This is a genomic window from Streptomyces sp. PR69, from assembly GCF_026420845.1.
In the GTDB taxonomy this organism is placed as follows: Bacteria; Actinomycetota; Actinomycetes; order Streptomycetales; family Streptomycetaceae; genus Streptomyces.
This window is the reverse complement of the sequence record NZ_JAOWCB010000007.1, coordinates 168,041-193,977: the sequence shown is the minus strand read 5'-3', so window position 1 is coordinate 193,977 and position 25,937 is coordinate 168,041. Positions and strand designations below refer to the sequence as shown.

23 protein-coding genes and 2 pseudogenes are annotated in these 25,937 nt (G+C 70.5%); 13 read left to right on the top strand and 12 right to left on the bottom strand.

Features of this window, described 5'->3' with window-relative positions; translation table 11 throughout:
- Positions 1 to 103: 103 nt before the first annotated feature.
- Positions 104 to 1,021: pseudogene (locus tag OF819_RS09675) on the top strand (sugar-binding protein); the annotation flags it as partial.
- A 474-nt stretch (positions 1,022 to 1,495) separates the two neighbouring features.
- A complete protein-coding gene (locus tag OF819_RS09670) occupies positions 1,496 to 1,852 on the top strand; it encodes a hypothetical protein (protein WP_267242985.1) in 357 nt (118 codons plus the stop codon).
- Positions 1,853 to 1,996: 144 nt separating this feature from the next.
- On the opposite strand, the gene OF819_RS09665 is transcribed toward OF819_RS09670, so the two are convergent.
- Positions 1,997 to 2,149 (bottom strand): hypothetical protein, encoded by a 153-nt coding sequence (locus tag OF819_RS09665; RefSeq protein WP_267242984.1) that lies wholly within the window; start codon positions 2,147 to 2,149, stop codon positions 1,997 to 1,999.
- Between the two features lie 300 nt (positions 2,150 to 2,449).
- On the opposite strand from OF819_RS09665, the pseudogene OF819_RS29235 reads away from it, so the two are divergent.
- Positions 2,450 to 2,569, top strand: a pseudogene (locus OF819_RS29235) (pentapeptide repeat-containing protein); the annotation flags it as partial.
- Positions 2,570 to 2,950: 381 nt separating this feature from the next.
- Here the strand turns inward: OF819_RS29235 and OF819_RS09660 are convergent.
- The 3 genes from OF819_RS09660 to OF819_RS09650 form a co-directional block, all read right to left on the bottom strand.
- Positions 2,951 to 3,538 carry a hypothetical protein gene (locus OF819_RS09660; RefSeq protein ID WP_267242983.1) on the bottom strand — a complete coding sequence of 196 codons (588 nt, stop codon included), beginning with the start codon at positions 3,536 to 3,538 and terminating at the stop codon, positions 2,951 to 2,953.
- Positions 3,539 to 3,796: 258 nt separating this feature from the next.
- Positions 3,797 to 4,687, bottom strand: coding sequence for a helix-turn-helix domain-containing protein (locus OF819_RS09655; protein ID WP_267242982.1), 891 nt, complete (start codon positions 4,685 to 4,687; stop codon positions 3,797 to 3,799).
- Complete coding sequence (locus OF819_RS09650; protein WP_267242981.1) at positions 4,677 to 5,666, bottom strand: helix-turn-helix domain-containing protein; 990 nt, start codon at positions 5,664 to 5,666, stop codon at positions 4,677 to 4,679. The genes OF819_RS09655 and OF819_RS09650 overlap by 11 nt, the downstream gene beginning before the upstream one ends.
- Positions 5,667 to 5,954: 288 nt before the next feature.
- Here OF819_RS09650 and OF819_RS09645 point away from each other — a divergent pair, with 288 nt between their 5' ends.
- Positions 5,955 to 6,386 (top strand): peptidoglycan-binding domain-containing protein, encoded by a 432-nt coding sequence (locus tag OF819_RS09645; protein ID WP_267242980.1) that lies wholly within the window; start codon positions 5,955 to 5,957, stop codon positions 6,384 to 6,386.
- Between the two features lie 58 nt (positions 6,387 to 6,444).
- On the opposite strand, the gene OF819_RS09640 is transcribed toward OF819_RS09645, so the two are convergent.
- The 3 genes from OF819_RS09640 to OF819_RS09630 form a co-directional block, all read right to left on the bottom strand.
- Positions 6,445 to 7,671, bottom strand: a complete 1,227-nt coding sequence (locus OF819_RS09640) for an NADP-dependent isocitrate dehydrogenase (protein WP_267242979.1) — start codon at positions 7,669 to 7,671, stop codon at positions 6,445 to 6,447.
- Positions 7,672 to 7,812: 141 nt separating this feature from the next.
- A complete protein-coding gene (locus tag OF819_RS09635; RefSeq protein ID WP_267242978.1) occupies positions 7,813 to 8,583 on the bottom strand; it encodes a DUF3017 domain-containing protein in 771 nt (256 codons plus the stop codon).
- 17 nt (positions 8,584 to 8,600) lie between these two features.
- The gene (locus tag OF819_RS09630) at positions 8,601 to 9,464 is read right to left on the bottom strand and encodes a bifunctional methylenetetrahydrofolate dehydrogenase/methenyltetrahydrofolate cyclohydrolase (protein WP_267242977.1); all 864 of its coding nucleotides are present in this window, start codon (positions 9,462 to 9,464) and stop codon (positions 8,601 to 8,603) included.
- A 297-nt stretch (positions 9,465 to 9,761) separates the two neighbouring features.
- Here OF819_RS09630 and OF819_RS09625 point away from each other — a divergent pair, with 297 nt between their 5' ends.
- The 6 genes from OF819_RS09625 to OF819_RS09600 all read left to right on the top strand — a co-directional run bounded on the left by OF819_RS09625 (position 9,762) and on the right by OF819_RS09600 (position 15,480).
- Positions 9,762 to 10,292, top strand: coding sequence for a hypothetical protein (locus OF819_RS09625; protein ID WP_267242976.1), 531 nt, complete (start codon positions 9,762 to 9,764; stop codon positions 10,290 to 10,292).
- Positions 10,293 to 10,593: 301 nt separating this feature from the next.
- Positions 10,594 to 11,361 carry a hypothetical protein gene (locus OF819_RS09620; protein WP_267242975.1) on the top strand — a complete coding sequence of 256 codons (768 nt, stop codon included), beginning with the start codon at positions 10,594 to 10,596 and terminating at the stop codon, positions 11,359 to 11,361.
- A gap of 319 nt (positions 11,362 to 11,680) precedes the next feature.
- Positions 11,681 to 12,478 carry an FHA domain-containing protein gene (locus tag OF819_RS09615; protein ID WP_267242974.1) on the top strand — a complete coding sequence of 266 codons (798 nt, stop codon included), beginning with the start codon at positions 11,681 to 11,683 and terminating at the stop codon, positions 12,476 to 12,478.
- On the top strand, positions 12,475 to 13,854 hold the full coding sequence (locus OF819_RS09610; RefSeq protein ID WP_267242973.1) for a protein kinase domain-containing protein: 1,380 nt from the start codon (positions 12,475 to 12,477) through the stop codon (positions 13,852 to 13,854). The genes OF819_RS09615 and OF819_RS09610 overlap by 4 nt, the downstream gene beginning before the upstream one ends.
- A gap of 144 nt (positions 13,855 to 13,998) precedes the next feature.
- Positions 13,999 to 14,925 carry a hypothetical protein gene (locus OF819_RS09605; RefSeq protein WP_267242972.1) on the top strand — a complete coding sequence of 309 codons (927 nt, stop codon included), beginning with the start codon at positions 13,999 to 14,001 and terminating at the stop codon, positions 14,923 to 14,925.
- A 54-nt stretch (positions 14,926 to 14,979) separates the two neighbouring features.
- A complete protein-coding gene (locus OF819_RS09600; protein ID WP_267242971.1) occupies positions 14,980 to 15,480 on the top strand; it encodes a hypothetical protein in 501 nt (166 codons plus the stop codon).
- Positions 15,481 to 15,573: 93 nt separating this feature from the next.
- On the opposite strand, the gene purH is transcribed toward OF819_RS09600, so the two are convergent.
- Positions 15,574 to 17,142: a bifunctional phosphoribosylaminoimidazolecarboxamide formyltransferase/IMP cyclohydrolase gene (purH, locus tag OF819_RS09595; protein WP_267242970.1), complete on the bottom strand. Its 1,569-nt coding sequence runs from the start codon at positions 17,140 to 17,142 to the stop codon at positions 15,574 to 15,576.
- Positions 17,129 to 17,785 (bottom strand): phosphoribosylglycinamide formyltransferase, encoded by a 657-nt coding sequence (gene purN / locus OF819_RS09590; RefSeq protein ID WP_267242969.1) that lies wholly within the window; start codon positions 17,783 to 17,785, stop codon positions 17,129 to 17,131. The genes purH and purN overlap by 14 nt, the downstream gene beginning before the upstream one ends.
- Before the next feature lie 242 nt (positions 17,786 to 18,027).
- Here purN and OF819_RS09585 point away from each other — a divergent pair, with 242 nt between their 5' ends.
- Positions 18,028 to 18,804 carry a hypothetical protein gene (locus OF819_RS09585; protein ID WP_267242968.1) on the top strand — a complete coding sequence of 259 codons (777 nt, stop codon included), beginning with the start codon at positions 18,028 to 18,030 and terminating at the stop codon, positions 18,802 to 18,804.
- A gap of 436 nt (positions 18,805 to 19,240) precedes the next feature.
- Here OF819_RS09585 and OF819_RS09580 read toward each other — a convergent pair whose 3' ends face one another.
- Complete coding sequence (locus OF819_RS09580) at positions 19,241 to 19,747, bottom strand: hypothetical protein (RefSeq protein WP_267242967.1); 507 nt, start codon at positions 19,745 to 19,747, stop codon at positions 19,241 to 19,243.
- An 813-nt stretch (positions 19,748 to 20,560) separates the two neighbouring features.
- Between OF819_RS09580 and OF819_RS09575 the strand changes: the two genes are divergently transcribed.
- Entirely contained in the window at positions 20,561 to 21,520 is a 960-nt protein-coding gene (locus OF819_RS09575) for a hypothetical protein (RefSeq protein WP_267242966.1), read from the top strand.
- 573 nt (positions 21,521 to 22,093) lie between these two features.
- Here the strand turns inward: OF819_RS09575 and OF819_RS09570 are convergent.
- Positions 22,094 to 23,749 carry a DUF6350 family protein gene (locus OF819_RS09570; protein WP_267242965.1) on the bottom strand — a complete coding sequence of 552 codons (1,656 nt, stop codon included), beginning with the start codon at positions 23,747 to 23,749 and terminating at the stop codon, positions 22,094 to 22,096.
- Between the two features lie 116 nt (positions 23,750 to 23,865).
- On the opposite strand from OF819_RS09570, the gene OF819_RS09565 reads away from it, so the two are divergent.
- On the top strand, positions 23,866 to 24,882 hold the full coding sequence (locus OF819_RS09565) for a sigma factor-like helix-turn-helix DNA-binding protein (RefSeq protein ID WP_267242964.1): 1,017 nt from the start codon (positions 23,866 to 23,868) through the stop codon (positions 24,880 to 24,882).
- Between the two features lie 154 nt (positions 24,883 to 25,036).
- Here OF819_RS09565 and sucD read toward each other — a convergent pair whose 3' ends face one another.
- Positions 25,037 to 25,921: a succinate--CoA ligase subunit alpha gene (gene sucD, locus OF819_RS09560; protein WP_267242963.1), complete on the bottom strand. Its 885-nt coding sequence runs from the start codon at positions 25,919 to 25,921 to the stop codon at positions 25,037 to 25,039.
- Between the last annotated feature and the right edge of the window lie 16 nt (positions 25,922 to 25,937).

The window sequence follows — 25,937 nt, the reverse complement described above, 5'->3', positions numbered from 1 at the left end:
TCGGCTTCGGTGGCGGCCGCGTCCGCGCGCTGGGCGGCGGCGCGGGCGTCCTCGGCGGCCTGCTCTGCCGCCGCGGCGGCGTCACGTGCGGCCTGGGCGTCCCTCGAAGGCCGTGCAGAGCTACCTGTACGACTCCTCCGGCCGTCTGCGTCAGGTGTGGAACCCGCAGGTCAGCCCCGCGCTGAAGACGGAGTACGAATACGACACCGCGGGCCGGGTCACCAAGCTGACCCCGTCCGGTGAGCTGGCGTGGACGTTCACGTACGGCAAGGCGGGCAACGCCGCCACCGCCGGTGACGGCATGCTTCTGAAGGCCACCCGGCCCGGACTCAAGCAGGGCACCGCCGGCACCATCGAGGGCGAGGCAGCGACCAGCGTCGTCTACGACGTGCCGCTGACCGGCACCACCGCCCCGTACACGATGGGCGCAGGCGATGTGAAGGCGTGGGGTCAGCTGGATGCGCCGACGGACGCGACGGCGGTCTTCCCCGCTGACGCCGTCCCGGCCTCGCATTCCGGAAGCGCACTCACCGCCGCCGACTATAAGCGCGCCGACGTGCACTACCTCGCTGTCTCCGGCCGCGAGGTCAATACCGCGACACCCGGCGGGCACATCTCCACTACCGAGTACGACCGCTTCGGCAACACCGTCCGCGAGCTCTCAGCCGCCAACAGGGCTGTTGCTCTCGGCCTGACCGCGAGCGACCAGGCAACCCAGGCCGACCTGGGCATCGCCCAGCTCACCACCGCCGAGCGCGCCGACCTTCTCACCACCCGGTCCGTCTACAACAGCACCGGTACGCGCGAGCTGGAAGAGTTCGGCCCGCTGCGCCGGATCGACCTCACCGCAGACCTGAAATCCGGCACCACCACCCTGGTCACGGCCGGCACATCGGTGACCGCCCGCACCTGGACGGTCAACGAGTACGACGCAGGCCGTCCCACCGACGGCACCGCCAAGGTCAAGGACCAGATCACCAAGGTCGCCGCGGGCGCCGAAGTACGTGAGCACCCCGGCATCCTGAGGAAACGCCAACGCCTACGACTACGTCTATGCCGACCCGGTCAATCAGTACGACCTCGACGGACGTATCTGCTGGTCTTGTGGCTTCAAGAAGGCCCGCAAGTGGGCCTGGAGGAACAAGTGGGAAATCGGTCTCACCGCGGCCGGATTCATTCCCGGTGTCGGGGCAGCAGCCTGGGCGTACCGGGCCTACCGGGTCTACAGCGCGGTCAACAAGACGCGGAGTATGCGCGCGGCCTTCTATGTCACGCGGAGCCGTAGGACGGCATATGGAGTGGGCCGGACGTTCCACCGCGGCTCGTTCAAGAATTCCGCACGGTCGTTTGTCTATCACTACGCGAAGCACGGGAGGAAATACGGGTCGGCGCGCAATTACCACCGTTCCGCCTACCGCCACCTACAAACCGTCCGCGGAACCAAGCGAAACCACAGGGGAAGTCCCGGCGGTAAGCTCAACCCGAGGCGGACCCGTTGGCAGACGTTCTGGTAGGGGATGTCATGTGGCGTAGGAAGAAGGGTTCCGCGCTGGAGGACGCCCTCCCGCGCGGATCGTGGTTCGACGGATTCCCTGAGCTCAGGGGGCGTGACGGGCTTGGTGACCTAGTCATCGAGGTCGACCAGCTGGAAGCCGTTCTGACGGGAATCCTCGGGCTCGACGACCGTCAGTTGGCCGTCGCCACGCGCGCTGTTGACACTCAGTTTGCCGAGGTGGACGCCGAACTCCGGAAGGCTGGCTCCGCCGCTGCTGTCGATGAGCTGCGCGCGTACGTGCAACGGCTCAGGGACGCGTATGAGGAGTATGTGGCGGAGCGAACGCCGGGCGACTGAGCTGACAGGCCGAGTGCAAGGGCGGCGCTGCCGCCCTTGCACTCGGTGTGATCTGCGCACAGCGTGCGCGGTCCGGCAGGCGCGGTCCGGATCGTCGTCCTCGACGGCGGCCGGATCGTGGAGTCGGGGACGTTCGACTCGCTGCTACAGCCCGGCCGTAGGATCGTCCGCAGCCACGGTCCGCAGGGGTATCTGCCCCTGCTCGTCGAGCTGGGCGAGTTCGTGCTCGTAGTCGACGGTGATGGACCCGTAGTAGTTGACCCCCGAGCTGCGAGCCGGGGAGATGTGCGCCAGCACCTCGTCGTCGACCTCGCGGCCCGCGCCGCGCAGTTCACCGACGGCCAGGCCCAGATACTCGGTGTGCCAGCAGGTATCCGGAGCAAACGGGTAGAAGGGTGCTTTTTATGCAAGTAGAACGCTTACGGTCGCGTCCGCAAGGGCGTTCAGCAGCGGTTATGACTGGTGATCTATCAATAGTGAGCAACTGCAGAGGTAGCTTGGCCGTCGTGTAGGACATGACCGCACCGACACCTTCCCCCGTCCCGCAGCCACCGGCTCTTCGACGCGGTCCGGGATCCTGCCACCGGTGCGCCCCACTTGGGCGACGCCAAGTTTGAAAACGCGACTTTCACAGACACCGCCCAGTTCACCGGTGCAAGGTTCACACGCTGGGCGCGGTTCGACCAGGCAACCTTCAACGGCGAGATCGCCAGCTTCAGCAAGGCGACCTTCATGGGCGATGCGCTCTTCCGCGGGGCGCGATTCACCAGGTCGGGAAACTGCACCTGGCACTTCGACAGGGCGAAGTTCGAGACCGCCCGAGCTCTGGGTCCGATGGCCTGCAGCGGGCGGCTGAGTCTGGACCACGCCGAGTTCGCCGACCCGGTGACGGTGGAGGCAGCAGCCGAGCGAATGTCCTGGGAACAGCGGGGCGCCGGGACGGGTGTGGTCGTCGTCGAACTGGCCCCACACGTCCTCGATGAACCACCGCAGCGTCCGGTCGGCGCCGTTGATCAGCGGCACCATCCGCTCGCGCGGGCCCGAGCCACGGTCGCCTTTGCCGTGGCGGACGTGGAGCTTGTCGAAGCGGCCCAGGTTTCACTTGATGTCGGACAGGTCGAGCTTGCATGCCTCACTCACCCGCAGGCCGACCTGGGACATCAGCTTGGAGGCGGTGTAGTTCCGGGCGGTCGGGGCGAACTTGCGGCAGGTGGCCAGCTCGCCACCCCAGCCGGTGAACAGCGTCGCGACCTCCGGCTCGGTCGGCGGGATCCGCAGTGCCGCGTCCTTGGCCCCGCGCGGCCGGTTCATCTCGTCGATCGGGCACTCGATGACCCGGCCGGTCATGCGGTGGAGCTCGACCTTGTGCCGCAGTTCCAGGAACATGAAGTACGTGGTCAGCGCCTGCGACCGGGCCAGCCGTGTCCCGCTGGGTGAGTTCCGCAGCACCTTCCCGAAGTACGCGTCGGCGTCGGCGGACTCCACGTCCCACAGCGGTCGGCAGAACCAGGTCCGGATCTGTTCCAGGTGCCCGACGTCGCCGCGGATGGTGCCGTCCGCCAGGCCCGCCGAGGCCCGCGCGAGGACGAACCCGGACAGCACGTCGGTCTCGAACTGCTCCAGCTCTTCCACCGATGCGGGCGCCCAGTGCTCGCGCAGGTCCCGTACGACTGCCAGCACTGCCAACCCGAGCCTCCTCGCCTTCAGCCCGACTGCGGATCGGTCGGACGAGGTCCGAACGCTTCAAGAATCCCGAAGCTACGTCACAGGGCCAGAGAGCACCCGAAGGAGGAAGAGCCCCCCTGGCCATGGGGCCAGATACTCAGCGGGGCTCGGAGGAACTCACGGGATGTCGCACACAAGATCCGTCACGCGCGCGGCGATCACAATAGGCAGAAGGCAACTCGCTGAAGCAAGGGATTACTTGGGAGGCGGCCCGCGGTGTCAGGGGATGCACACCTGCTCCGCGCCGTCCGCCGGATGCAGGCAGGCGCGCGCTCCGTCGGGGGATTCCACCGCTGTCATCGGGGTCACGAGATAGCGCGCCGCGTCCCGCTCGTCCCTGGCGCGCACCTCCTTGGGGGTGGCGCCCGGCACGGTCAGCAGGACCCGGTCTCCCACCTCCAGCCAGGTGGCGCGCACCCACACCGTGCGGCAGTCCAGGGCGAAGCGGAGCTCGATCCGCTGGCCGTCCCTGCCGCGGGCCGTGGCGAGGTTCTCCCGCTTTCCGGGCGCGCCGCACCGCATCGGCAGCGGCGCCTTGCCCTCGCACTCCTCGGCCACACAGCCCGGACCGGCGGGGGCCGCGATGGGCCCCGGGGAGTTCTCCGCCTCCGCGCTGTCGCTGCCTTCCCCGGCCAGGCCGAACGGCACGGCGACGGCGGCGGCCAGCCCCAGTGCCGCGGCCGCCACGGTCAGCCGCACCCGGCCGCGTCGGCGGGGGCGTTCGCCGGCGAGGGAGCCGGCGGTGTCGTCGGAGGCGGCGAGGCCCTGCTGGGACGGACGCTCGGCGGGCGCGGCAGCGGACGGCGCGGGCGACTCGGGGGCGGAGGCTGGGCGGGCGCGGCCGCTCCAGGCGGCGTCGGCCAGCTCCCACAGGGCGAGCAGCCGCCCGGCCGGGACCTTGGCGACCGCGCACAGCGCCTCGACCGCCTGCCGCGGCACCGGCTTTCTGCCGTTGACGTAGCGCTCCCAGGAGGACTTGCTGTACGGGGTGCGCGCGGCCAGTTCGGCAAGGCTCAGCCCCGCCGCCTCCCGCAGCGCCCGCAGTTCGGCGGCGAGCTGTTCGCACTCCGCGGCCGGCGGGAGGTCCCCGCTGCCGCGGCTATCGCGCACGGCGTAGCTCTCCCAGGGTGTCGGGGCCGACGATGCCGTCCTGGACCAGGTTCCGGGCCGCCTGGAAGCGCTTCGCGGCGATCTCGGTACGGGGGCCGAACAGACCGTCGATCTCGCCCGGGTCAAACCCGTGCAGCTTCAGCAGGCACTGGGCCTCGACGACGTCCCATCCGCTGCCGTTGAGGGCGATGTCACTGTTGTGGACCAGGCTGTAGCCCGCGTACAGCTTGCCGTCCTTCTCGCCCTTCTCGCACTCGAACGTCTCCCCCTGGCGGTATACGAACAGCTCCCGCTGTGTGCTTCCCCCCTCGCCGCCTCCGGCCTCCTCCTCACTCGCCGACGCCGTGAGGAGCCCGCCCATGAAGGCGAGGGCCGCCACGGCGACGGCGGCGACAAGAGCGCGCGCCAGGGGGACGGTCCGCCTGCCTCGGGTGTCGCGCCCGCCGCCCGGCTGCGGCGGTCCGGGCTCCCGGAGCTCCACGGAGCCGGTCTCGGCCCTGACTTCCGAGATTCCGGAGAAGCCCGCCGCGTGCGCGGCGGATTCCGCCTCGGGGCCGGCCGCGGAGCCCGTTGCAGAGGCCGTCGCGAAGTCCGCAGAGGAGCCCGTGAAGGAGTCCGTTGCGGAGTCCGTTGCGGAGGGGCGCGGGGCGTCGCGGAGGGGGGCCGGCCGGGGGCCGGTCTCCGGTCCGCCCGCCGCCGGGGGCGTCGTCCTCGACGCCTTCGCCTGCTCCGCCACCTCGTGCAGCACGAGCAGCCTGGTCGGCTCCGTGCCGCAGATCCGCGCCAGCTCCTCGACGGCGCCGCGCGGGACCGGCTTCTTCCCGTTGAGATAGCGCTCCCATGACGAGCGGCTGTAGCTGGTCTTGCCCGCGAGAGCGGCGAGGCTCAGACCGCTGTGATCTTTCAACCTGCGTAACTGGACGATCAACTGCCGCTCACGGTCGTCGAGTGCCGCCGGCAGTTCCTTCCACCGGGCCATATGAGATCCCCCCTCTCTCGCTGTGTCTCCCCTAATCAGATCGCCCTCCGGGTGGGAGGTTCCACCCCCTTCTCGGCCATGGCGAGTTCCGGACAGCCGCCGTCGTCCCACAACAGCCTTCTGAGAGGCCACGTCCCAGCAGGTCAGAGCCTGGGACGTCCCACAGAGGCCCATTCGGCCGACTTCCCTGGACCGTGGAGGAGTTGGCGCAGGAAAGTCGTACCCGAACCGACGCCGGGCACGGGCCCGGCTCATTCGCACGGGGAACAACCAGGGGGAAGAATAGTGATGAACGTACGCAGGCATCTCGCGCTGGCGACGGCCGCCGCCGCTCTCGGCGGCGGTCTCGCCCTCGCCCCGGCAGCACAGGCGACCACGGCACAGGCGACCACGGCACAGGCGGCTCAGGAGAGCGGGGCCGCGGCCTACTCGTGCCACATGAAGAAGAAGAACGGCCGTTGGTACGCGGGCCACTACAGCGGCAACACCGTCGTCCCCGCGGCCAACAAGGTGACCTCGGCGGGCATCGAGGCGCAGTGCATCCTCAAGCACGTCTGGAAGAAGAGCATCGCGGTGGACGGCTACTTCGGCCCCAAGTCGAAGGCGGCGTTCAAGCCCGTGCAGCGGAGCGCGAATTCCGTCTGCAACGCGAAGCTCAAGGTCGACGGGCTGCCCGGACCCAAGTCGTGGCCGTACCTGCGGCACACCGGCTGCCCCTGATCCGCCAGGACGCGGCGGCCCGGCCTCTACGGGGGGAGGTCGGGCCGCCGTCGCCGTTTCAGCCGAGCGAGGCGGCCGTCTTCTTCCGCAGACGCGCGTCGAGCGCGTCCAGGAACTGCTCCGTCGTGAGCCACGGCTGGTCGGGGCCGATCAGGACCGCCAGATCCTTGGTCATCTGCCCGTTCTCGACGGTCTCGACGCACACCTGCTCCAGCGTCCGCGCGAAGTGCGTGACATCCAAAGTGCCGTCCAGCTCTCCCCGGTGGGCGAGGCCGCGGGTCCAGGCGAAGATCGATGCGATGGGGTTGGTCGACGTCGGCTTGCCCTGCTGACGCCTGCGGTAGTGACGGGTGACGGTGCCGTGTGCGGCCTCCGCCTCGACCGTCCTGCCGTCGGGCGACATCAGGACCGACGTCATCAGCCCGAGGGAGCCGAAGCCCTGGGCCACGATGTCGGACTGGACGTCGCCGTCGTAGTTCTTGCACGCCCAGACATAGCCGCCCTCCCACTTGAGCGCGGAGGCCACCATGTCGTCGATCAGCCGGTGCTCGTAGGTCAGCCCCTTGGCGTCGAAATCGGCCTTGAACTCGGTGTCGAAGACCTCCTGGAAGAGATCCTTGAAGCGGCCGTCGTACTTCTTCAGGATCGTGTTCTTGGTGGACATGTACACCGGGTACCCCCGCGCCAGGCCGTAGCGGAACGATGCGCGGGCGAAGTCGCGGATCGACGCGTCGAGGTTGTACATGGACAGCGCGACGCCCGCGCCGGGAAACTCGTACACCTCCAGCTCCACCGGTTCCGAGCCGTCCTTCGGGGTGAAGGTCATGGTGAGGGTGCCCTCTCCGGGGACCTTCAGATCCGTGGCGCGGTACTGGTCGCCGAAGGCATGGCGGCCGACGACGATCGGCTTGGTCCAGCCGGGGACGAGCCGCGGGACGTTCTCCATGATGATCGGCTCGCGGAAGATCACTCCGCCGAGGATATTGCGGATGGTGCCGTTGGGAGAGCGGTACATCGCCTTGAGGCCGAACTCCTCGACCCGCGCCTCGTCCGGTGTGATCGTGGCGCACTTGACCCCGACCCCGTGCTTTCTGATGGCGTGCGCGGCGTCGATCGTCACCTGGTCGTTGGTGGCGTCGCGGTGCTCGATGCCGAGGTCGTAGTACTCCAGCTCGACGTCGAGGTACGGCAGGATCAGCCTGTCCTTGATGAACTGCCAGATGATGCGGGTCATTTCGTCGCCGTCGAGCTCGACGACGGGGTTGGCTACCTTGATCTTGGGCATCAGGCGGTACGTCCCTCTCGCACGACTCGGCGATTTATCTCGTCGTCAAGATACTCGCCGCCGTGATGCCGTGTGGGTACTGCCGCGCCGATGCTGATGCGGCCGGGCGGTGGGGTACCGCGGGGGCGGGCTTCGCGCGGGCTACCGGACCGTGAAGTGGACCGCGTCCTCCAGGAAGGGGACGTCCAGCCAGGGCTTCGGCTGGGTCACCAGGGCGAGCAGCACGATCACCGTGCCCAGCAGGCCGTACGTCACCATGTCGGTGAACCGCGACCGCACGGCCAGCATGCCCACGGAGGGCACGACACGGCGCATGACAGCCCCGGCGAGCAGCGCGACGCCGACCAGGATCGTGCCGATGCGGAACGAGTCGGCGAAGGCGTCAATGCCGACGATCAGCAGTCCGGCCCCGGCGAGCAGCAGCACGGTGAGCAGCGGCCACTGCCGCGCGGGCGCGGGCGCGTCCCCCGGCGCGGCGCGGCCGCCGCCCTCGGGGCGTGCGGTGTCGGTGGTGACGGCGGGGAACCTCCGGGAGCCCTTCTTGACGGGGCCGTCGGCCGCGTCGGACGCGCCCGCGGACGCGCCGCTCGGCGGGTCTCCGTCGGGCTCCGGCCCGTCCGCCGCGGCTGCCGCGCTCCCCTCAGACGGATTGGACGGGGTCGGTCCGTCGCCCTTGCCCCGCGCCGCCTCCCGAGCGGACGCGATCGGACCACCCCCGTTGAGCTGCGCCGCACCCGCGGAGTCCGCCGCGGCTGCCGTGCTCCGCTCGGACGGCCCGCCACCGCCGGGTGACGCATCGGCCGGGCCCGCAGGGCGAGCGGCCGCCCCGGCGGGCGGGGGCGATGTCGGCGATGGGTCGCCGGAAGGCTCCGGCGCGTCGTCGGACGGGTCGCTGTTCGCAGTTACGCCCATGGGCCCGGCCCTCCGTTTCAGCCCGCGGCGGCGACGGCGCGCTCCGCCGCCTCGACGACGTTCACCAGCAGCATGGCGCGGGTCATCGGGCCGACGCCGCCCGGGTTGGGGGCGACCCAGCCGGCCACCTCCGCGACGCCCGGATGGACATCGCCGACGATCTTGCCGCTCTCGTCGCGGCTGACGCCGACGTCGAGGATCGCCGCGCCCGGCTTGACGTCCTCCGGCTTGATCAGATGCGGCACGCCCGCGGCGGCGACGATGATGTCCGCCTGCCGCAGCTGCGCGGCGAGGTCGCGGGTACCCGTGTGGCACTGGGTGACGGTCGCGTTCTCGGACCGGCGTGTCAGCAGCAGCGGCATCGGGCGGCCGATGGTGACGCCGCGGCCCACGACCACCACATGCGCACCGGCGATCTCCACGCCGTGGCGGCGCAGCAGATGCACGATGCCGGCCGGGGTGCACGGCAGCGGACCGGTCTCGTTCAGCACGAGCCGGCCGAGGTTCATCGGGTGCAGCCCGTCCGCGTCCTTGGCCGGGTCCATCAGCTCCAGCACCCGGTTGGCGTTGATGCCCTTGGGGAGCGGGAGTTGCACGATGTAGCCGGTGCAGGCGGGGTCCTCGTTGAGCTCCCGGACGACCGCCTCGATCTCTTCCTGCGTGGCGGTGGCGGGCAGTTCACGCTGGATGGACGCGATGCCCACCTGCGCGCAGTCGCGGTGCTTGCCCGCGACGTACTTCTGGCTGCCGACGTCGTCCCCGACGAGCAGGGTCCCCAGCCCGGGCGTCACACCCTTGGCCTTGAGGGCCGCCACGCGGGCGGTCAGGTCGGACTTGATCGCGGCTGCGGTGGCCTTGCCATCGAGAATCTGGGCGGTCATGGGCCCCATCCTCCCGGATGACCCGGCCTCTGTTCCAATCGCATCCTGTCGCTCCCCATCGCATCCCGTCCGCATCCGATCGCACCGGTTCACGGGATGCGCACACTCCAGCGGCCCCGGTCACGCAGGGTTGCACTTGCACAACACCTGTGCATTCCGACTGGACAAAAAGTCGACGTTACGACCACGATGAGCCGCGCAGTGCCGCGGCAGTGCTGGGGGGCAGATCGCGAAGGTTGTGCACGTTCCTCCGCGCGGACCGCGTCGTCCCCGCACTTTCAACGGAGGAAACCCGCCATGAGTTTCGGCGACCCGAACAACCCCTACGGCCAGCCCCAGCCCCAGGGCCAGCCCGGCTACGGCTACCCGCAGGCCCCGCCGATCCAGCCGGGCTACGGCTACCCGGCCGGCCCGACCGAGATGCCGGGCATCACCAAGGCGGCACGCATCTTCCTGTATGTGATCTTCGCCTGCCAGCTGGTCGTCGCAGCCATGTACGCCTACTACTTGTCGCAGTTCGACAAGGTCGCGGACGAGTCCTTCAGCGGCACCGAGGCCGAAGCGTTCGCGGACTTGGGCAAGGGTGTCATCGGGTTCTTCATGGTGCTCGCCCTGGTGTTCGCCGCGCTGGGGCTCGCGCTGGCACTGAAGTACACCAACGGAGGCAACAGCGTCCGCGTCTGCTCCATTGTGTACGGGGCGTTCGCCGTTATCAGCGGCATCTTCACCATCCCGGTCGGCTTGATCACCCTTGTCGTGGCGATCCTGCTGATCATCTTTGCCTCCAAGAGCGCATCGGCAGAGTGGTTCAAGCGCCCGCGCCACTGACAAGACTCCGGCAAGAGCGAAACCAACACGAGGCCCTTGACTGTCATCGGCGAGATGCCATGGCAGCCAAGGGCCTCGCGCCTGCCTTCTGAGGGGAAGACAGGCCACCACCAGGACACATGCTGGCCGGAATTTACAGTTGATCTTGCATGTATGTCACAGGTAACGTCATCCACGGATTGAGCGTTGACCGTGCTCGGCACACCGGGGTGCCTCTGAAGGGCCGGACGGAAAGCCGACCGTATCCGTTCCGCGTGCATCTGGGGAAGCGATCGAGATCGCATCCCCCAGTGGCGAGATCATGACCATGAAGCTGCCCAGCACCACCAATGTACAGGGCAGCCGCTCTTCCGCCGGCACAGTCATTTACCGGGGTGCCGCGCCGTCGACCGATGTCGCGGTTCAGCACACATCAGACGGGGGCGTTCGCAGTCTTGTGACGCTCCAGAACCAGAGTGCAAGCACAACACAGCGCTTCTCGTTGAAGCTGCCGAACCAGACGGAACTGGTCGAAGCGTTTACCCCAGATGGGGCGCAGGACGGCTACTACATTGTCAGGTCCACCCATTCGGACAAGCTCGAATTCAATGAGCGCCAAGATGCCAACGAGGTGAGTTCTGAGGATCGGCCGGAAGAGCTGACTGAAATACTCGGACGCATCGACGCTCCCTGGGCAAAAGACGCCGAGGGGCATTCCGTGCCGACCGACTACCGATTGAGCGGAAACGAACTCGTACAAGAGATCCACCCCACAGCAAGCACGGCATTCCCAGTGGTTGCAGACCCAAAGATCAGCTTCGGGTGGGGCATCTACGTAAAGTACAACAAGGCAGAGACTAAAGCGGTTGCCAAATACAGCAAGGCTAGCGAACTGACGAGGGCAGCCTGCTTGAAAGTTCCCAAAAAGGTTCGCGGGATTCCCACTCGCACCATTTGCATGGGAACCATGGGGTCGGTGGCGAAGAGCTTCCAGAACACCTTCAAGTCTGCCGCAAAGTCCAACCGCTGCGTGCAGTTCAGGTACACATTCACCGGCGCGTTGACTGAGTGGAAGGGTGTGAGCTGCTAGCTTCTGCCTTGATCGGTCGGCTGACCTGGTCACGGCCGCGCACACCGTGCTCGCCATCCTGATCGCCGTCTTCGTCGGCAAGTCGGACGGCGCCGCCTGGTTCAGCCGCCCGCGCGCCTGAGCGTTTACCGTTCACTGTTCATCCGGGTTTCACCGGGTGTTCCGTGCTCCACGAGGGCCGTGAGCCCGCCTCTCCGGCGGGGTCACGGCCTTCGGCCGTTCTCCTGGCGTATTCACGACGCTTGTGCCGGAACGATGTCGTCGATCTCCGCCCGTCCCTACCCTGGCGCTGACTCCATCGGGGGGGAAGGGACGGGACATGTACAGCATCATCGTCGTGCCCGGCGACCGCGCCCACGACGACCGGCAGATCCGGCTCGCCCCGGGCGAGCAGCTCCGTTTCGGCCGAGCCGAGGGAGCCGGCCGCTCCGAGGGGGAGCGCCGAGCCGAGGGGGCCGGCCAGGCTGAGGGAGCCGACGGGGCAGAGGGAGAGCGCCGGCTGGCCATCAGCCATCCAGGAGTGTCGCGCGCCGCGGGCGAGATCACGGCGTCCGGCGCCTTCTGGTCGCTGAGCAACCTCAGCAGCGCCGCAACCTATGTCGTCGAGAACCCCGAGGGCGCGGGCGAGCACATCAAGATCTCCCCAGGCAGGATCGGCGCGCCCGTGCCGTTCGAGTTCTCCCGCGTCGTCCTGCCGGCCGGCGATGAGCTGCTGAGCTTTGACGTCTGGGCGCCGCGCCATGACTACGCCGACACCGCCGGCGTCCCCGCCTGTGACGGCGAGCCGACGACGCTCCCCTTCCCGCTCGACCGCACCAAGCGCTACTTCCACGTGCTGACGGCCCTGTGCGAACCCCGCCTGCGCGGCGCTCCGCACGCGCCGCTGCCCACCTGCGAACAGCTCGTCGAGCGTCTGCGGCCGCAGTGGCCCGCGGCCAACCGCGCCTCCGTGCAGTGGAACATCGACTACCTCGCGGTCAAACTGCGCCTCAAGCCGGGCCCGGAGACGGCGGACCCCGGCCCGCGCCTCCACGGCAAGCGCGAGTCGATCGTCTCGCTCGCGCTCCGTTTCGATCTGGTCCAGGAGGACGATCTCGGCGCGCTGGCCGGGCGATGAGCGAGGCACAGCCGTATACGGTGCCGGTGCCGAAGGGGTTCCGGGCGGGCTGCTGGGAGGTGCGCGAGCCCCTGGCCTCCGGTGCCTTCGGCAGCGTGTACGGGGCCCGGCGCACCAGCCGGGACGCGCGGCTGCCGCAGACGGCCGCGCTGAAGTTCCTGCCGACGGGCACCCGCACCCCGCGCCAGCTGCGGCATCTGCGGGAGCTGGCGGACCGCGAGGTGGAGCTGTTGCGCAGGCTGCGCAGTCCGCGGCTGATCCGGATGTACGAGGTGCTGACGGCCGACTGCCCGGACCGGCCGGACCTCGACGGCGCCACCGTCCTCGTACTGGAGCGAGCGGAAGGGTCGCTTGAGGCTCTGCTGAACGCGTCCCCGCAGCCGCCGGCCTCCGGTCCGGCCCTGCTGGCCCAGGTGTGCGAGGGACTGCGCCAGCTGCACCACGCCGGCTGGGTGCACGGCGACCTCAAGCCCGCCAATGTCCTGCTGATGAAGGACGGGACGGCCCGGCTCGGCGACTTCAATCTGGCGGCGGAGCTGGAGGGGACGCATGCGTACGCGCCCGCCTTCTCCACCCCCGACTACACCCCGCCCGAGCTGCTGTGGTCGGAGATCGGCGAGCGCGGCCAGCGGATCCGCCCGACCGCCGACGTATGGGCCTTCGGCGTGCTGGCGCATCTGGTGCTGACCGGTTCGCTGCCGCTGCCCGGAGCGACGGTCGCCGCCCGCCGCGACGCGGCCGTACGCTACGCGCGCGGCGAGGAGGAACTGCGGCTGTCACCCGCGCTTCCCGACGCCTGGCGGGACATCGTCGCCGGCTGCCTGGCCCGTACGCACGGGGAGCGCGCGGCAGCCGGGGACACGGCCGCCCTCCTGCAGCGCGTGGAGCGGGCCGCGGGCGCCTCCCGCTCGGCCCGCCTGCCCCGGCTGCCCCGGCTGCGCCCCCGCAGACGGCGGCGGGCCGCCCTGACAGCCGGCCTGGCCGCGGCGGTCGTCGGGGCGGCGGCGACCTATGTGCTGTGGGACGACGGCGTGTCGTACGGCTACCACCGCTGCCCCCGGGGGACGGTGTGCTTCTTCAGCGAGCCCAACGGCATGGGCGAGCTGTGCAGCTGGGCGGACGACGACCCGGACTGGCTGGCGGGCGAGGAGACCTGCCCATGGACGCGGGACCGCCCGGTGAGGTCGGTCTTCAACAACGACCAGGAGTCGAAGGAGCGCCACGACGTGGCGTATTACCGGGGCCGTGACTTCCGGCCCGCCGGCTTCGACCTGACCCGGGAGACCCGCCGCACCGGCTGCACCAGCGTCAACCAACAGGGCAACCTGGCGGGCACATACGCGCCGCTGTCGCACAAGTGGGTTGAGCACTGCTGAGCTGCGGCGGGTGAACCGCCGCCGTCGAACCACGCCTCCGGAGGGAACCTCGGATGTCCGAGGTATCCGCCGCCTCCTCCCGCCACGAAGGTAATGACTGCGCCGCCCGCACCGGCGACGCAGGCCACAGGGGGTAGCACCGCCATGAGGCGATACTTCACTTCTTCGTGCACGACCGCGGCGGTCATCGCACTCGCGACGGTCGGCTGTACCGGCGACAACGTCGAGCGGAACGGTTCTGCGGAACCCCGCAAGGCCGTTGGAGCGGTCCGTGATCAGGGGAGGGAGCTGACCGACGCCGAGCGGGCGCGCCTGGGACACGCGGAGGCCCTCCTCGTCAAACGCTGCATGGAGGGCCAGGGCTTCCGCTACTGGGTGAGAGCGTGGCGCGGCGAAGGGGAGGCCCTCCGCCATGGCTATGTGCTCACCGACGTCACCTGGGCGCGCAAGCACGGCTACGGGGGCCGGATCGAGAAGGAGTTGATGAAGGAGAAACTCTCCAATCCGAACATCGCCTACCGCAATCAGCTGACCGAGGAGGACCGCGCACGCTACGTGACCGCACTCGGCCGCAGCGACGAGCTGGAGATGCACGTCACCCTGCCCGGCGGCCAGACCGTCGGCAGCACCATCGGGGGCTGCCAGGCCGAGGCACAGCGCCGCCTTTACGGCGATCCGCGCACATGGTTCCGCGTCACCAGGGTCACGGACAACCTCACTCCGCTCTATGTACCTGACATCGAGCGCGATCCCCGCTTCCGCTCGGCCCAGCGCGCATGGTCTGCCTGTATGCACGAGGCGGGTCACCGATACGCGTCTCCCGGTGAGCTTCGGTCGGATCTGCCGCGGCTCAGCGAAGGAGTGAGCCCGGAGACCGCGCACACGATCGAAGTGCGCCTCGCGGTCCGCGAGGCGGAGTGCGCTGCTCGCACCTCCCTGGGGAAGACAGCGCGCTCGCTGGAGCGCGAGTACAGCCGCGAGGTCCGACGGCGGTACCGCGACGAGATCGACACGCGCCGCCGCATGGAACTCGCCGCCCTTGCCCGCGCGGCGGAGATCACCTCGTCCTGAGAGCCTTCGCGGCTCTCTCACACCGTTCCATCAGAAACCAGAAGGAGAACACCCATGCGCAAGATCCGCATTGCTGCCGCCGCACTGGCCCTGGCGGGGGCAAGTTCGGTGATCCCTATCAGCGCAGCCCAGGCGTCGCCGTCGGCAACCGCGGCGAACGCGTGCGAGAACATCCGCGACAACAACTGGGGGGACGGCAACTTCCGTGCCTACAGGTATACGTACTGCTCCGGCTGGATGGGCACAACCCCGAGTTGGGACTCCCACTGGGGCAACAACTCCGGCCCGTTCCGCGGCAACGAGGACGATGCGGCGACATCGTTGGTGAACACTGGCGCCGATGACCCGAACGGGCTGGTCGCTGTCAGGTTCTGGTCCAAGAAGGACTACAAAGGCGGTTACCTCTGCATCCGTCAGAACGACTACGTCGACAATCTGGCCCGGGACATCAACGGCAATGTCCAGCGCATGACCAACGGCTCAAAGGCCAACAACAACATCACCTCTCACGAGTGGGTGACGAACGGGGCCTGCCACGGCCACTGGGCCTGGTAGCGGACTCGGCAGCCGAGAGCCGGAGCGCCATCCGCACCCGCCCCGGGCCCGCGGCCTTCACGGTCCGCGGGCCCGGGGCGCGCCTCAGTCGCGTCAGTGGAAGAAGTGGCGCGTCCCCGTGAAGTACATCGTCACGCCCGCCTTCTTCGCCGCCTCCACCACCTGCTCGTCCCGCACCGAGCCGCCCGGCTGGACCACCGCCCTGACGCCCGCCGCGGTGAGGATCTCCAGGCCGTCGGGGAAGGGGAAGAAGGCGTCGGAGGCCGCGTACGAGCCCCGGGCGCGCTCCTCGCCCGCGCGCTCGACCGCGAGCTTCGCGGAGTCGACGCGGTTGACCTGGCCCATGCCGACGCCGACCGACGCGCCGTCCTTGGCGAGCAGGATGGCGTTGGACTTGACCGCGCGGCAGGCGCGCCAGGCGAAGGCCAGCTCCCTCAGCTCGTCGGCCGCGAGCGCCTCGCCCGTCGCGAGCGTCCAGTTCGCCGGGTCGTCGCCGTCCGCCTGGAGGCGGTCGGCGACCTGGAGCAGCGCGCCGCCGTCGATCGCCTTGATCTCGACGGGGTCGGCGGGGGCGTCCGGGCAGCGCAGCACCCGGATGTTCTTCTTGCGGGCCAGCACCTCGACCGCGCCGTCCTCGTAGCCCGGGGCCACGATCACCTCGGTGAAGATCTCGGCGACCTGTTCGGCCATCTCCCTGGAGACCGGGCGGTTGACGGCGATCACGCCGCCGAACGCGGAGAGCGGGTCGCAGGCGTGCGCCTTGCGGTGCGCCTCGGCGACGTCCGCGCCGACCGCGATCCCGCACGGGTTGGCGTGCTTGATGATCGCCACGCACGGTTCGTCGTGGTCGTACGCGGCACGGCGCGCGGCGTCGGTGTCCGTGTAGTTGTTGTACGACATCTCCTTGCCGTGCAGCTGCTCGGCCTGGGCGAGGCCGCCGCCGCGACCGCCACCGCGCCCGCCGGCGTACAGCGCCGCGCCCTGGTGCGGATTCTCGCCGTACCGCAGCACGGCGGAGCGCTCGTACGTCGCGCCGAGGAAGTCGGGGAAGCCGCTGTCGTCGGCGGCCGCGTAGTCGTCGGCAAACCAGCCTGCCACCGCCACGTCGTACGCGGCGGTGTGCTGGAACGCTTCGGCGGCGAGGCGCTTGCGCGCCGCCAGGTCGAAGCCGCCCGACCGCGCGGCCTGCAGAACGTCCGCGTACCGCGCCGGGCTGGTCACCACGGCCACGGACGGGTGGTTCTTGGCCGCGGCGCGGACCATCGAAGGGCCGCCGATGTCGATCTGCTCGACACACTCGTCGGGCGTCGCGCCGGAGGCGACGGTCTCGCGGAACGGATAGAGGTTCACGACCACCAGCTCGAAGGGCACCACGCCCAGCTCGGCGAGCTGCCGCTGATGGTCCTCAAGCCGCAGGTCGGCGAGGATGCCGGCGTGCACGCGCGGGTGGAGGGTCTTGACCCGGCCGTCCAGGCACTCGGGGAAGCCGGTCAGGTCCTCGACCCTGGACACCGGGACGCCGGCCGCGGCGATCTTCGCCGCGGTGGAGCCGGTGGAGACCAGTTCCACGCCGGCTTCGTGCAGCCCGCGCGCAAGCTCCTCAAGACCGGTCTTGTCATAGACGCTGATCAACGCTCGACGGATGGGCTTATTCACCGACATGAACCTTTCGTCCCTCAATGCGGTAGCCGTGCCGGGCCAGACGCCGCACGACATCGACGAGCAGCCTTCGCTCGACTTCCTTGATCCGCTCATGGAGAGCGGCGGCACCGTCCGGGGTGTCCTCTTCCGTCACCTCGACCGCGCCCTGCGCGATGATCGGACCGGTGTCGACGCCGTCGTCGACGAAGTGGACGGTGCACCCGGTGATCTTCGCGCCGTAGGCGAGCGCGTCGCGCACGCCGTGCGCACCGGGGAAGCTGGGCAGCAGGGCGGGGTGCGTATTGATGATCCGCCCGCCGAACCTCGCGAGGAACTCCTTCCCCACGATCTTCATAAAGCCGGCCGACACGACGAGATCGGGGTCGTACGCCGCCGTCGCTTCGGTGAGCGCGTGGTCCCACGCCTCACGCGTGGGGTGGTCCTTGACCTTGCACACGAACGTGGGAAGCCCCGCGCGCTCGGCACGCTCCAGTCCGGCGATGCCGTCGCGGTCGGCGCCGACCGCGACGACGCGTGCGCCGAACCCCTCCGGGTCGGCGTCGACGGCATCCAGCAGGGCCTGCAGATTGCTGCCGGAGCCGGAGACCAGGACGACAAGGCGTACGGGCCGGCCGGGGCGGGCGAGGGGAGGCGGGGAGGCCACGGCGGGTCTCTTTCTCACGGGCTGCTGTTCTGACGGGCGGCGCCGACGGAATGGGCCGGCTTTGTATGGTCGTACGAACGAATCATGCCCTTCGATACGGGGAACCCTACGAAGGAGCCGACCGTCAGCAACGATACCGGCACCGAGAACGGCCCCCACGGCACGGGGGCGTGGCCGGGAGGTAGCGTCTGGGGACAGCACCCGTCCGCTGACGGGCACGACGAGGGGAAGACGTTCACCAGATGCCGGACCGACGCCGCCGTATGGGCCACCTCCTGTTGCCGCGGGAACGCCAGTCCACGGACGACAACAACCCCTTCGCCCCGCCGCCGGAGGGCAGGCCGGACCAGCCCTGGCAGCCGCGCCGCCCCGAGAACGGCAATGGCGGCGAAGGGGACGACCGCGAGGGCGCACAGGGCGAGGGCGCCGACTCCTCCGGCGGGACCGGCGGCTCTGGCAGCTCCAGCGGCTCCTCCTGGGGCGGCCAGTGGAGCAGCCGCCAGCCGGGCCGCTCCTCCGGCGGCGGCTTCGGCGGCCGCCCAGGCGGCCAGCAGGGCCAGGGCCCCGGAGGCCCGGGAGGTCTGCGCTGGGACCCGACGGACCCGGTGCAGCGCCGGGCGCGCTATGCGCTGCTGTCGGGCATGTGGGCGTTCTTCTTCGCGCTCTTCGACTTCCCGGAGATCGCGCTGCTGCTGGGCTCGCTCGCCCTGTACTGGGCGATCAGCTCCCTGCGCGCCAAGCCGCAGTCCCGCACCCCCGCCCCGGCCGCTCCGCAACCGCCCGCCTCCCAGGAGACGCAGTCCGGCGGCGGCCCCGCCAGGCCCTTGATCACCGCGGCGGTCAGCGGCCTGGTCATGGCCTCGATCGCCCTGATGTTCGTCGCCGCGAACTTCACCGCGCAGCTCGTCTACCGCGACTACTACACCTGCGTCTCGGACGCCCTGACCAAGGACGGCCAGCTCGCCTGCAACGAACTCCTCCCGGAGCCTCTGCGCGGTGTGATCGGCGTCAAGGAGTAGCGCGCGCGCAGAGCCCGCGCAGAGCCCGCGCGCAAAGCGCCGGGGGCGCCGCGCAGCTGTGCTGCACGACGCCCCCGGGGAGCCTGGTGAGTCCGGCCGGCGCCGCCCCGCGGCGCCGGCCCGGCCGTCTCAGCTCACGATCTTGCTGTTCCAGTGCTTGACCGGGGCGTCGAAACCGCCGCCCGTGCCGGAGTCCCACAGCGTGCACGGAGCCTTGAAGTCGCCGCCGAGCGGAACATGCTGCCTCTCCCCCGCCTGCGGCGCGGAAATGGCGAGCGGGACAGTGCGACATCGGTGACCAGCTCGGCGAGCCTGGCGATGACCAGGTCACGGTCCGTGCGGGGAATGACCTCGGTGATGGCCACGGTCCGCACGGCGGGCTGGAGAAGGTCCGCGCTGCCGTGGAAGCTGATCCCGCTCTCGCGGCAGGCGTCGCTTACCTGTTGGCGTGGATCTCCAGGAGGACGTGGTCGCGGCCCTGGGGGTCGGCTGCCTCGCCCACCGGCGTCCAGGTGTTCTTGTCGACGTCGAAGGAAACCTCACGCTCGTCGACGCTCATGTCCACGCGGGTCGCGTAGTCGTTGCCCTTGACCCCGTACACCTGATCCAGTTCCAGCTGGAGGTACCCGCCCTTGCCGGTCACCTCGAAGCAGTACTGGCCCTTGGAGCGGCTGTAGACCTCGATCGGGTTGGTCGCGGTCGCGCAGTCGGCGAGCGTGATGCGGCCGTCGCCGCGGACCAGGCGGATTCCGCGCTCTTCGAGGATCTTGTCGGCCTGAGGGTAGGCGAAGTCCTCGACGGCGAAGGGCGGCAGCTCGGCCGCCGCGGCGGGGGCCGCCGGAGCGTGGCCGTCCCGGGAGTCGGCGACGGCGGTTGCGGCGAAGGCGACGGTCCCCAGGACGGCGCCTGTGGCGAGAAGGGCAGAAGTAAGCTTCACAGTCACTCGATTGCTTCCTGTGCGTATGGTCAGTACGGCTGGGAGAAATCGGGTGAGGCCCCGTCACCATCTCGAACAGCGAACATCCCTCGACGGTCGCAGCAGCAGTCTGCGATCCATCCCCCGCTTCCCCCGTTGCAGCTTGAATACTCATATCATCCTCCCGGCTGCCGCCCTCGCGGGAGGTGCGGTGCCAGGCCATGGCCGGGCGGCCAGTTGACGCCGTCCGAACACGGGCAGGCCGGATGGCCGCGGCGACCGGGCGGTGTGCCGGTCGGCCGGGAGCATGTGCCATCGTGCGCGGTTTCGGCATCAGTTGCCGCAGTTGGGCCCCGACCCGGCCCGACAGCCATCGAGGGGATACGACCATCAGCGGAAAGAAAACGAGACGAGCGGTGCGAGCGCGCCCAGGCCGAAGCCGCGGCGGCGAAGGCCAAGGAAGCCGCGCGGCGAGCCGCCGAGGAGAGCGCCGCCCCAAAGACACGACAAGCGGGCTGCGCGGGCGGCAGTCCGTGCCGCTGACGCTGCCAGCGGCGCCGACGACGCGGCCAAGCACGCCGGAAAAGCCGGCGACTGGGCCAAGAAGGCGACCGCGCACGCGGAGGCCGTGCTGAAGGCGGCAGGTGTCGCCACCTCCGCGGCCCAGCAGGCCGACAGCGTGGAGAAGCTCGCGGCGGTACGGGCCGCGCCCGCGACCAGCCGTCGCACCTCCGCCGCATGAAAGCACCGCGTGCACGGCGGATTCGAGGGCGCTTACGGGAACGTCTGGAAGAACGCCGGGCATGTGAATGTCTCACGGGAAGGATATGTGACCCACTGATGTCGTACGGTCCGACCGATGTGGTCGTCCGGGTCAGCTTGAACCCGGCGAGCGCGCGCACCGCTGCCGAAGCGATGCGGGCGACGCTGGATCTGGTGACGGAACTGAAACCGGCTTCGGTGGAGTTCGAGTCCGCGGATCCGGACGGACTGCGCACCGGCTTTCTCGCTGGACTGCTCCTGGTGTGCCCCAGGGCCGAAGAGGCCGATCCCGAGCGGTCACTGCGCACCTCGGTCGGACCGCTCATCAGCCGGCTGGGCTTCGACGAGGCCCGGTTCACCGTCGATGACACACTCCTTTCGGGCTGGGTGGACGTTCCCGACCGGCTGTGGCAGCAGGGACGCACCGTATGCGGTGCGTACGCGCTGTACGCGCGAGTCGGCGCCGACCCGTTCGAGGAGCCGGACGACGAGGACGACGAGGACGACGAGGACGACGAGATCGGCGAGGGCGGCGAGGGCTACCTGGATCTGACTCCCTCAGTGCCGCACTCCCCGCTGTCCGAGGAGGACGTCGCGGACCTGATGGACGAGGGTGCCGACCTGGCGTCGGTCTACGTCGGCGTCGAAGCCCGGCTGGCCGGGCTTGGGCAGCCGGAGGGCAAGCGACGCGTGGCAGATCTGGCGGAGCGTATCCGCGAGGCGTGCCCGGGGGCGCGCGTGACGGTCGAACTGCTCGATCAGCTGCCCGACAGCGACGGTATGACCGTGCTGGGTGCGCTGATCGGTCCTACGGGGCTGGACCCCGACGACCTCGACGACGCCCTGGTGCGGGTCCGCGCGTCATTGCCGGAGTACGACCGGGGCGCCGCGTCCACGGTTGAGGACGGCCCCGGCTCATGCCGGGTGACGACCTGGCTGAGCCCGACCGCCCCCCTCGGCGGCGGCTCGGTTCAGCTGCGGCTGACGGTCGCCACGAAGGCGACGCTGATCCAGCTCACCCACGAGAACCGCACCTGACACAGCGGCCCCCACCGGAGAGGGGTGCGGGGCTTGGCCCCGCACCCCCAAGGACCCCAGGAGCGAAGCCCCGCCGGGCCCTCCCCACACCCCCGCCCTCGAACGGGCCTGTGAAAAGCCCGCACTGGAGGAGAGCTGGGGACCCACCCCCCCCCGGGGGGGCCTGGGGGAGCCCACCCCCAAACGGGCCTGGGCGGAGCCCCACCACCGCGAGGGGCCCGGGGATGGTGTGCCGCCGAGTGGTTTAGCCGGTCAGCCTTGGCGGCTTCGCAGGCGGCGGCAGGTTCGGCCGGGGACCGGGGGACCCGGGCAGCCTCCGCCACCCTGACCGGCTCACGCGGCGGCGCGGAGCTGCGGCCGGGCCAGCCGATCACAGGCCATCCGGACCGGCACGGTCCGGATGGCTACACCACTCGACGGGACACCACCCTGGGGCGGAAGCCCACCCCCCGGAGGGGGTCTGGACGGAAGCCCGGCCCCCCCCGAACGGGACCTGCACGGAAGCCCGGCCACCCCGAACGGGCCTGGGCAGAAGCCCGGCCCCCGAACGGGGTCTGGGGGCGAAGCCCCCAGTTACGGGAAGTGGGGGTCCCCCCACGCCCCAGGGCGTAGGGGGAGGGGTTGGGGAGAGTCGCCCCCTGAAGAGCCCGAGGGCTCCGTGCGCGGTTCGCCCAGGTCCCCCCGGTCCGCCCACGGGTCCGCCGGCAGGAAGTCGTACGTCTCCGAGAGGGCTGCCCCCGAGGGCGCAGAGGCCCCCGAAGGCTCCGCGGACTCGGGGGCCTCAAAGGGCTCGACGGGCTCAACGGGCCCCGAGGGTTCCGCGCGCTGCTCAGCCGTCTCCTCGGGACCCTGCTCCCTGCCCACCGACGCCCCACGCACCCCACTACTCCCCCGGCGTGCCTCCCGCAACGCGCGCCACCGCCGCCACCCCCATACCCCCAGCGCCCCCGCCACCCCGATCCCCCCGCACCACGCCAGCGCCGCCGCGCCCGTCAGCCACCACACGGGGCCGAAGGCCGCCAGTCGGCCGGTACCGAGGGGTCCGCCGGACGCCGCGGCGAGGAAGGCGGTCAGCAGGGCGCAGCCGGCCGCGCCGAGGAGGGCGGTGAGCGCGGTGTCCCGCCACCCGGCGGGGGGCGGCCCGGCGGGCCCCCGGCCCCGTACCGTCAGCCACGCCACCACTCCACCCGCCGCCACCGGCACGACAGTCGCGGCCCACGTCAGCGGCGTCGCCCCGCCGCCCGTCTCCGGCGCCGCCGCGAGCCACGGGAAATACGGGACGGCGACGGAGGCGTCGGCGACGGTCCCGCCCGCGCGGGTCCCGCCCGCGCCAAACGGCGTCACCGCCGCACCGGCGCCCACCCCGAAGCCGGGCCCCAGCCCGTACGCCGCCCCCCACACCGCCGCGTTCGGCGTCAGCGCCAGCATCAGCAGCACTACCGCGGCGCGCCCCGACCACACCTCCGACAGCCGGAACAGCGACTCCTGCGCCATGCCCCAGTGCCACCCCAGTGAGGTGACGGCGAGCACCGCACCGCCGATGACCAGGGTGAGGGCGCCCGCGCAGGCCGCCCGCAGCGCCACGACCGCGCGGGTGCGGGCGAGCGCGACCCGTACCCGCTCCGGCGTCCATCCCGGCAGCGGCCCCAGCGGCCGCCCCCGGGCCGTCCAGATCCCCGCGGCCGCCGACGCCGCTGCGAGCGGCGGCAGATGCAGTACGGCGCTGAGGACGTCGCCGCCCAGCGGCCCGCCCGCCGCGTACGCCGTCGCCGCCGCGCCGACGGTCAGATATCCCGCCGTCACCGCGCACCACACGTCCAGGCCGTTGCGCAGCCCGTCCCGCTGGCCGCGCTCCGCGGAGTCCCGCGCCGCGCGGTGCACCAGCCAGACGGGCAGCGCGACGAGCAGCAGCGGCACGACGCCCACGGGGGCGGGCTGGCCGGAGAGCGTGTCGGTCCGTACGAGCTCCACGCCATGGGCCAGCAGCCAGAGGGACGCGGCGACGTGGAACGCCCCGCCCGGCCCGCTGTCGGGGTACGGGGAGCTGATCCACGCCATCACCACCAGCACGGTCAGGGCCCCGAGGCCCAGCCCCGCCGCCGTCACCCCGCGTACGGACGCCGCGGCCGCCACGACGGCCCGTCCGCCGTACGCCACGCTCTCCGTCTCGGCCGGCTGCGTCACGTCGGACGCGTCGGTCACGTCGGTCACGTCGGTCGCCTGAGTCACGCGGCCATGCTGCCAACGACACGCGCTTTCGCCCTGTAACAGGCGAATGACCGTTGTGTCGCTCAAGATACGTTTATGTACTTTTACTCAGAGTGCAGAGCGGTGGTGTCCTGGCCATGACCCGGAGCAGCACCCTCCTGGCCGCGTCTGCGGAGCCCACCGCGGAAGCAGCGCCAGAAGGTTCACCGGCGCCCGAGACAGAGCCGGAGGAAGAACAGGTACAGGTACAGGTACAGGTACAGGACCAGGTCCAGGATCAGGTCCAGGACCAGAAGCCGGGCCGGGAAGCGGATCCGGCTGACGATCAGGAAGCGGCGCACGGGCGGACACCGCCGCCCACCCCCGCCGAGGCGTTCGACGCGCTCTACGCCGACGCCGCCCCCGCCCTGGTGCGCCAGGCCTATCTGCTCACCGGCCGCCGCAGGCTCTCCCAGGAGGCGGTCGAACGCGCCTTCCACCACGCCTGGCAGCACTGGCCCGAGGTGGCATGCGACCGGGACCCCGCGGGCTGGGTACGGGCCGTCGCGTACGACTACGCCCTCTCCCCCTGGCACCGGCTGCGCCGCGCCCACCGGCACCGCGACACCCCGCCGGTCGAACGCGACCGCCGCGCCCTGCTCGACGCGCTGCTCGCGCTGCCGCCGCCGTACCGCCGGACCCTGCTGCTCTACGACGGCCTGGGCATTGACCTGCCCGAGACGGCCGCCGAGACGGAGGCGTCCACTCCGGCCGCCGCGCACCGGCTGCTGCACGCCCGTGAGGCCGTTGCCGCGCGCCTGCCCGAGCTGGCCGACGCCGGGGTGCTCCAGGAGCGGCTGACGGCCCTCACCGGTTCCGGGCCCGCCATGGTGCTGTCGCCCGCGCGCGCCGTCCGCACCGGCGGCGAACGCCGGGCCAGACTGTGGACACGGGCGGCGGTCGCGGCCATGACGCTGCTGATCGGGGTCACGGCCGCCACAGCGGTCACCGCCCCGAGAGAGTACCGGGCCCCCGTGGCTCCGGGGCATCAGGTCGGCGGGGTGCCTCCGGCCGCCGGCCCAGAGCAGCTGAGCGAGGAGGCCGAGGCACTGCGCGACTGGCTCCGCTCCGGGCCCGCCGCCGGCCCTGACCGTCTGCTTCCGCAGCCCCGCTGAGCGGTGATGCCGGCGATCCTGCGACGCAAGGCGACGCAGGTGACGCACATGACGCACATGACGCGAATGGGCCCGCACCCCCATCCGGAGGGGTGCGGGCCCATTCAGGCATGTTCACACTGACGTACGCGTATCACACTGACGTACGCCTACGTCAGCCGGCGAGGATCTCCCGCGCCAGCTTGGCCGTCTCGGTCGGAGTCTTGCCGACCCTGACGCCCGCGGCCTCAAGGGCCTCCTTCTTCGCCTGGGCGGTGCCGGAGGAGCCGGAGACGATGGCGCCCGCGTGGCCCATGGTCTTGCCCTCCGGCGCGGTGAAGCCCGCGACATAGCCGACGACCGGCTTGGTGACGTTGGCCTTGATGAAGTCCGCCGCACGCTCCTCGGCGTCGCCGCCGATCTCGCCGATCATCACGATCAGGTCGGTGTCGGGGTCCTCCTGGAAGGCCTTCAGCGCGTCGATGTGCGTGGTGCCGATGATCGGGTCGCCGCCGATGCCGACGCAGGACGAGAAGCCGATGTCACGCAGCTCGTACATCATCTGGTAGGTCAGCGTGCCGGACTTGGAGACCAGTCCGATGCGGCCCGGCTTGGTGATGTCCGCCGGGATGATGCCCGCGTTCGACTGACCGGGGGTGATCAGGCCCGGGCAGTTCGGGCCGATGATCCGGGTCTTGTTGCCCTTGGCGCCCGCGTACGCCCAGAACTGCGCGGTGTCGTGGACGGCGACGCCCTCCGTGATGACGACCGCGAGGCCGATCTCGGCGTCGATCGCCTCGATGACCGCGTCCTTGGTGAACTTCTCCGGGACGAAGATGACCGTGACGTCCGCGCCGGTCTGCTCCATCGCCTCCTTGACGGACCCGAAGACCGGGACCTCGGCGCCGTCGAACGCGACCGTCGTGCCCGCCTTGCGCGGGTTGACGCCGCCGACGATGTTGGTGCCGGAAGCCAGCATGCGCTTGGTGTGCTTCTGACCCTCGGAGCCGGTCATGCCCTGGACGATGACCTTGGATTCCTTGGTGAGGAAGATAGCCATGGTTGTGGTGTCCCTC